A 7,416-nucleotide genomic window follows, 5' to 3' on the forward strand; every position below is an offset into this window, starting at 1 on the left:
CCCCGTGTCGCCGCGCGCTTTCGATCAGGCTGTTGAGGTCGGCCGGCGCACGGACGAACTGCTGCATCCCGCCGCGCTCGCCGATCTCGAACGGCGTGCCGGGCGCGGTGAGCGCCGCAAAGATCGGATCGGCCGCCGCCATCTCCCTCTCCACCTTTGTCGCGCCGATTCGATCGCCGATTCGGCTGCGTATTGCTTATTTGCGTAATTTTGTGAGATACATTTTGCGTATTTGCAATAGCCCGATTGACGACGATCGTATCTCCCATCGCCACCCCGGCTCAACGCCGGGGTGAGGGAGGGAGTTACCGACGACATGCACTTTTCGTAGAAATTATCCTGAAATTCTACGCTAGTCATTGACGAAACCCCGGATTCAGCGCCAAATTGCGTCAAATCATAATGGAGATGATGCAGTGCAGGCGAACGACGCCCCCTCCCCGTTCAGCCCGGTGACGATCGGCCCGCTCACCTTGCGCAATCGCTTCATCAAATCCGCCACCAACGAGGGCAAGGCCAAGGGCGGCGTGGTGACCAAGGCGCTCGCGCGCTTCCACGAACAGATCGCCGCGGGTGGCGTCGGGCTGACGACGGTGGCCTATTGCTCGCCCAGCCTCGACGGGCGCACCTTCGTCGATCAGGTGACGCTCGACGAGGCGTCGCTGCCCGATCTCAAGGCGCTGACCGACGGGGTGCATCGCCACGGCGCCGCCGCATCGGCACAGATCACCCACGCCGGCTGCTTCACCTTCTTGCCCAAGGACGTGCTCAAGGCGTCGCGCCCGCTGAGCGCCAGCGGGGGGTTCAACAAGGTCGGCGTGATGTCCAACCGCTGGCTCAAGAAACGGATGGATCGCGCCGATATGGACGCGATGATCGCCGAATTCGTCGCCGCCGCCGAGCGCGCGCGCCGCGCCGGGTTCGACGCGGTCGAGCTCCACATGGGGCACGGCTATCTGCTCAGCCAGTTCATCTCGAAATTCTACAACAGCCGCCGCGACGATTATGGCGGGGCGATCGAACGCCGCGTGCGCTTCCCGTCGGAGGTGCTCGGCCGGGTGCTCGATGCGGTGGGTAAGGATCTGGCGGTGCTGGTCAAATTCAGCATGACCGACGGCAAGGCAGGCGGCAACACGATCGAGGACGGCGTCGCGGTGGCGCGCGCGATCGAGGCCGAAGGCGCGCATATGGCGGTGCTGTCGAACGGGATGAACGTCGAATCGATCACCGCGATGTTCGGCTCGCCCTTCCCCAAATCGAACCGTGCGCGCCCGGCCAATCCGATCATCGCGCTCGGCATGTGGCTGCAGGCCTTGTCCGAGCCCAAGGACGTGGTGTTCCACGAAAATTATCTGCGCGATCTCGCGCTGCGTATCCGCCGGTCGGTGAAGATGCCGCTCGCCTATCTCGGCGGGGTGCAGTCGCTCGACGGGGTGGAACAGGCGATGGCCGACGGGTTCGATGTGGTCGCGCTGGGGCGGATCCTGATCCACGACGCTGATATCATCAACCGCTTCCGCGACGGCAGCGAGCGCAGATCGGGCTGCACCGCATGCAATCTGTGCGTGACGATGATGTATTCGCCCGGCGGCACCGCCTGCGTGCTGACCGGCGGGGTCGATGCGGCGTTGACCAGGATACCGGCGAGTGCGGTGGGGTGAGGCGCTTGCCTCGCTAGAACGGAAGCACCTACCCCCGTTCGCCCTGAGCTTGTCGAAGCCCTGCACTTTTCTTCCGCGGCAGGAAGTACAGCCCTTCGACAAGCTCAGGGCTAACGGAGGTTTTGACTATTCCCCCGCCTCGACCCCCGGGATCGGCTTCTCCGCCACCACATTCAGCCCATAGCCTTCCAGCCCGACGATATTGCGGTGCGAACTGGTCAGCAGGACCATGTCGTGGATGCCAAGATCGGCGAGAATCTGCGCGCCAATGCCGTAATCGCGCAATTCCTCCACCACCGGCTGTGCGCCCGCATGCGAGCGCATCTGATCGCGCAGGTAATTGCTGCGCACCGGATTGAGGATCACGATCACCCCCGCGCCCGCTTCGCCGATCGCGGCCATCGCGCGGTGGAGCAGGGTCGCGCGGTCGCCCATTTCGGCGAGCATGTCGCTGAACACCGAGAAGGCATGCATCCGCACCAGAGTCGGCTCGCCGGGGACGATACGACCCTTCACCAACACCAGATTCTCGCTGTGCTCGACCTTGTTGAAATAGGTCTTGGCGGTCCAGTCGCCGCCGAAATTGCTCGTCACCTTCGTCTCGGCGACGCATTCGACGAGGTGGTCGTGGCGGCGGCGATAGGCGATCAGATCGCGGATCGTGCCGATCTTGAGATTGTGGAGTTGGGCGAAGGCGACGAGGTCGTCCATCCGCGCCATCGTCCCGTCGTCCTTCATGATCTCGCAGATCACGCCCGACGGATTGAGCCCGGCAAGCCGCGCGATATCGACCGCTGCCTCGGTATGCCCGGCACGAACCAGCACCCCGCCTTCGCGCGCGACGAGCGGAAAGACATGGCCGGGGGTAACGATCTCCTCGGCGCCCTTGGCGGCATCGATCGCCACCGCGATCGTGCGCGCGCGATCGGCGGCGGAGATTCCGGTGGTGACGCCCTCGCGCGCCTCGATCGAGACGGTGAAGGCGGTTTCGTGCCGCGTGCCGTTGTTGCGGCTCATCAGATCGAGCCCGAGCTGGTCGACCCGCGACTTGGCCATCGCCAGACAGATCAGCCCGCGGCCGTGACGCGCCATGAAATTGATCGCATCGGGGGTCGCCATCTGCGCCGGGATGATGAGATCGCCCTCATTCTCGCGATCCTCATCATCGACAAGGATGAACATCCGCCCGTTCTTCGCCTCGTCGATCAATTCCTCCGGGCTGGAGAGGAACGCGTGGCGGATGCGGCTGAGCTGGGATTCCTGCGTCATGGGCGGGTTATACGCGGATTCGCGCGACTCCGCTTCGTCCATTTGGAGGGCATCGAGTCCAACCGCCCGTTCGCGCTGAACCTTCGACAAGCTCAGCGCGAACGGGAATAGGGTCGATCAGCCCGCGGTCGGCGTGGCGCTGCATTCCCCGGTGCGCTTGGCGCTCATCTTGGTGCGCGTCGTGCTGCTCATCCCGCCCGGCATGCCCGAGACGGTCGCGGTGGATTCGGACGCCATCTCGGTCGCCGAGAAAGTGCCGCTGTTGGTGCCCTCGACCTTCATCCCGTTGGGCATCGTGCAATGCATCTGGGTGCTGATCTTGCCGTCGCTCATGTCGAACTTGTCGAAGACGCAGTTCTTCTTGAAGTCGGCCTGACCGTTGGCGAACATATTCTCGGGCTTTTCGACCTGCTCCTTGGTGAGACAGATCTTGGTGGAGACCGGCGGCATCTTGGGCTGCGCGGGCATGCCGGCGGGCGCGCCCTTGATCTCCTGGCTGACCATCTCGACGGTCATGTCCCACTGGCCGGGCTGCAGCTTGATCTGCTGTGCCTTGGCGACATTGGCGACGGTGTCGACCGAGGCGTTGGTCATCGAAACGGCGTTGCCGTCATGCTTCCCGCACGCGCCGAGCAAGACGAGCGCGGCGACCGTGGCGGCCGGTGCAATCGAACGCATAAATTCTGCTCCCATGAGTCCCCCGGTTTGCCGAGCATAATCAACAAGATCGATCGTAGCACGCCTTTTGTTCGCCGCACCCGTTTACACGATGCGCGCGGGCGGGCAGGCATTGCGCTTATGAAATATGCCCTGCTCCCGATCGCGGCGCTGCTCGCGTCGACCGCCCCCGTTCATGCCGCCCCGGCCGCCGACAAGAAGGAGGACGCCAAGAGCGCGCCCGCCCACTCGCTGTTCGAGCCGACCGAGGTTTCGTCGAGCGGCAGCGTGACGGTCGGCGGCACGCGCATCGCCTATCGCGCGGTGGCGGGGACGCTGGTGGTCCACCCCAAGGGCTGGAGCGACACCGATGCGCTCGAGCGGGACGCGGCCAAAAGCGACGACAAGGACGACAAGAAGCCGGCCGAGGCGTCGATGTTCTACACCGCTTATTTCAAGACCGGCGCCCCCGCCGCCAACCGCCCGATCACCTTCCTGTTCAACGGCGGTCCGGGATCGTCGAGCATCTGGCTGCACATGGGCGCCTTCGGCCCGGTACGGGGCGAGACCACCGACAAGCAGCACACCCCCGCCGCGCCTTATCGCACGATCAACAATGACGAGAGCCTGCTCGACGTATCGGATCTGGTGTTCATCGATGCGCCGGGCACCGGGTTCAGCCGCGTCGCGGGCAATGACAAGGCGGCGGCTTTCTACGGCGTCGATCAGGACATCCATGCCTTCAGCAAGTTCGTCGTCCAGTTCCTTTCGCGCTATCACCGCTGGAATTCGCCGAAATATCTGCTCGGCGAAAGCTATGGCACGATGCGCGCGGCGGGGATGACGCTCGCGCTGCAAAAGGAAGGGATCGACCTCAACGGCGTCGTCCTCTTGTCCGATATCCTCAACTGGGATTTGCTGCCGGACGATCCGCGGGTCAATCCGGGCGTCGACCAGCCCTATGTCGTCACGCTGCCGACCTATGCCGCGACCGCCTGGTACCACCAGAAGATCGCCAACCGGCCGGCCGATCTCACCGCGTTTCTCGACGAGGTGGAACGGTTCGCGACCGGCGATTATGCCGCGGCGCTGATGCAGGGCGATCTGCTTCCCGCCGACAGACGGCAGGCGATTGCGGCGAAGCTTTCCGGCTATACCGGGTTGTCGACGGACTATCTGCTCAAAAGCGACCTCCGGATCGAATATGGCGCGTTCCAGAAGGAATTGCTGGCGAGCGACGGCCTGACCACCGGCACGCTCGACACGCGCTTCACCGGCGCGACGCTCGATCCGCTCAGCAAGCTATCGAGCTACGATCCACAGAGCGCGGGGATCGAAGCCGCTTATGTCGCGGCGTTCAACGATTATGCGCGCGGCACATTGGGCTATGGCGAGGGGATCGCGCACAAATCCGGCATCAGCGTCTATGAGAGCTGGGATTACAAGCATCAGCCGCCGGGTGCCGAACGCGCGCTGATCGCGCTGCCCAATGTGTTGCCCGATCTGGCGGTAGCGATGAAGCAGAACCCCAATCTCAAGGTGCTGGTCAGCGGCGGCTATTTCGACATCTCGACGCCCTATTTCTCGGGACGCTATGAGATGCGCCACCTGCCGATTCCCGCCAGTCTGCGCGGGAACATCGACTATCGCTATTATCAGTCGGGGCACATGGTCTACGTCAATCCCTCGGTGCTCAGGGCATTCCACACCGACGTCGCGGATTTCATCCGGCGGACCGATAATCTGCGGCGGTAGGCGGCGATTTGCGCGCGGGTGACGCCCGCGCTCAACGCACCGTCAATTGCTCGAACGTCTGGTTGCCGATCGGATAGGCCTGCCAGCCGTCGAGATCGAAATGCCACCATTCCTCGGGATAGACGGTGAAGCCGTTGCGCTCCATTGCCCGGCGCAGCACCTCGCGCAGCCAGCGCTGCTCGTCGCTCCCCCCGACATAATCGGTATAGGACCGGCTGGAGAATTCGTCGTAGCGCCCGGTCGTCACGATCGGCGTGCCGGTCTTGAGATCGATCATCGTCAGATCGACCGCCGCGCCGCGATTGTGCCGCGACCCCTGGCTGGGATCGGCGACGAACATCCGGTTCTGCGGCGGGGTCGCGTCCCAGAAGATCTTGGTGACATACCACGGGCGATAGGCGTCGTGGATCAGCAGCCCGAAGCCCTGATCGCCCAATTCGCGCTGCACCCGGCCGAGCGCCTCCGCCGCGGGGCGCTGCATGAACGCCCCGGCGCTTTCGTAGATCGGGTGGCCGGTGAAATTGTTCGGCGTGGCATAGCGGATATCGAGCCGGATGCCCGGGGTGATCCGGCGAATCGCGACCAGATCGGCGGCGCGCGCGGTCGGGGGCTCGGCCGGCGGGGTCGCGCTCAGCGCGGCGCGGCGGAGGTCGGCGATCCCGCTGCGCATCGTCGCGCGCACCGCCGCCTCGGCCTCGGCGCCGAAATCGCGACGCGGGAAGCGGATATCGCCGAGCATCGCGGCAATGACCTTGCCGTCGCGATCGCGCTCGAAGCGTAGTTGCTCGTGCGGATAGAGGCCGCGATCGGCGGGGAAGGCATAGACATCGGCCGCGACGCGGCCGAGCGGGCGCCAGTCGGTCCATTCGATCCGCACATAGGGTTTGCCGTCGCGCTGGTAGATGCGCAGGATATTGTGATCGAAGCCATATTCGCCGATCAGCGCCGACAGCTCGGCATCCGGCGGGGGCGGCCTGCGCAACTCGGCGCGGGTGTAACGGCGACCGGCGAATTCCACCCATTGCCCGGCGGGATCGAGCGCCAGCCGGTCGTCGAAGGTCTGTGCATCGTCGAGCAGCACGCGCCCGCCAGCCTCGCGCACCTCCCCCGCGGCCTCGGCCGCATCGAGCACCAGCCCGCCCTGATAGACCCGCAAATTGACGCTATCGTCGCCGTCGACGAACCGCCCCGACAGCCGCGCCGCGCGCTCACCGCCGATCGCGGTCGAGCGCAGCCAAACGGGGGCATCGCCGCCGCGCTGCGCCGCGAGCAGGCTGGCAAGCGCGAAATCGCCCAGCCGTCGCGCGCTCGCTCCGGCATCGACCGTGCTGAACACGATCACCCCGACCCCGGCCTCGGGGGCGAGCCGGACGTCGGTGGCGAAACCATAGACCGCGCCCCCGTGCCCGACGGTGCGCACGCCCGCGCTCGAGCCGAGCGCGAAACCGAGCCCGTATTTGCCGTCGGGATATTGCGCGCGCCACATCCCCTCCAGCGTATCGGCGCGGAGAAGCGTCTTGCCGCCGGGCAGCGCGCCGCGGTCGAGCAGCATCCGCACGAACCGCCCGAGATCGGTTCCATTGGTATAAAGGCTCCCCGCCGCCGGGGTGCCGAGATCGAACGACGGCGCGGGGAAACGCGCGCCGTCGAATGACGCCATTTGCGCGCGCGCGACCGGATGCTTGAGCGCGGCGCGCGACAAGCCGCTGGCGTTCATCCCCAGCGGCGACAATACCAGCTCGCCGATCGCGCGCTCATAGGGCATGCGCATCACGCGCGCGATCACCTCGCCGACCACCGCGATCCCGGCGTTGGAATATTTGGTGATCGTGCCCGGGCGCGCGACGAGCGTGGTCTGGTTGAGGCTGGCGACCGTATCGGCCTCGCCCTTCGTCGCCGCATCGAAATAATGCCCGCGCGGCGGCTCGCGCACCAGCCCGCTGCGATGCGTCATCAACTGGCGCAGCGTGATCGGTGCGCCGAACGGATTGTGCGGATGGAAATCGGGCAGATAGCGCGTCACCGGCGCGTCGAGATCGAGCCGGCCCTGCTCGACCAGCTTCATCACCGCGAC

General features: G+C 65.5%; 5 protein-coding genes. 2 read left to right on the forward strand and 3 right to left on the reverse strand.

Annotation, left to right across the window (positions count from 1 at the left end):
• Positions 1 to 416: 416 nt before the first annotated feature.
• The gene (locus tag BGN95_RS05265; RefSeq protein WP_286771865.1) at positions 417 to 1,661 is read left to right on the forward strand and encodes an NADH:flavin oxidoreductase; all 1,245 of its coding nucleotides are present in this window, start codon (positions 417 to 419) and stop codon (positions 1,659 to 1,661) included.
• A gap of 126 nt (positions 1,662 to 1,787) precedes the next feature.
• Here BGN95_RS05265 and ribB read toward each other — a convergent pair whose 3' ends face one another.
• On the reverse strand, positions 1,788 to 2,930 hold the full coding sequence (ribB, locus tag BGN95_RS05270) for a 3,4-dihydroxy-2-butanone-4-phosphate synthase (RefSeq protein WP_179511035.1): 1,143 nt from the start codon (positions 2,928 to 2,930) through the stop codon (positions 1,788 to 1,790).
• A gap of 117 nt (positions 2,931 to 3,047) precedes the next feature.
• Entirely contained in the window at positions 3,048 to 3,608 is a 561-nt protein-coding gene (locus tag BGN95_RS05275) for a DUF3617 domain-containing protein (protein ID WP_179511034.1), read from the reverse strand.
• Positions 3,609 to 3,728: 120 nt separating this feature from the next.
• Here BGN95_RS05275 and BGN95_RS05280 point away from each other — a divergent pair, with 120 nt between their 5' ends.
• Positions 3,729 to 5,342: a S10 family peptidase gene (locus BGN95_RS05280; RefSeq protein ID WP_286771866.1), complete on the forward strand. Its 1,614-nt coding sequence runs from the start codon at positions 3,729 to 3,731 to the stop codon at positions 5,340 to 5,342.
• A 31-nt stretch (positions 5,343 to 5,373) separates the two neighbouring features.
• Here the strand turns inward: BGN95_RS05280 and BGN95_RS05285 are convergent.
• Positions 5,374 to 7,416 (reverse strand): serine hydrolase (locus BGN95_RS05285; protein ID WP_286771867.1); only part of this gene is annotated, 2,043 nt, incomplete at its 5' end.

Source organism: Sphingomonas sp. 66-10, assembly GCF_001897045.1.
Classification (GTDB): Bacteria; Pseudomonadota; Alphaproteobacteria; order Sphingomonadales; family Sphingomonadaceae; genus Sphingomonas; species Sphingomonas lycopersici.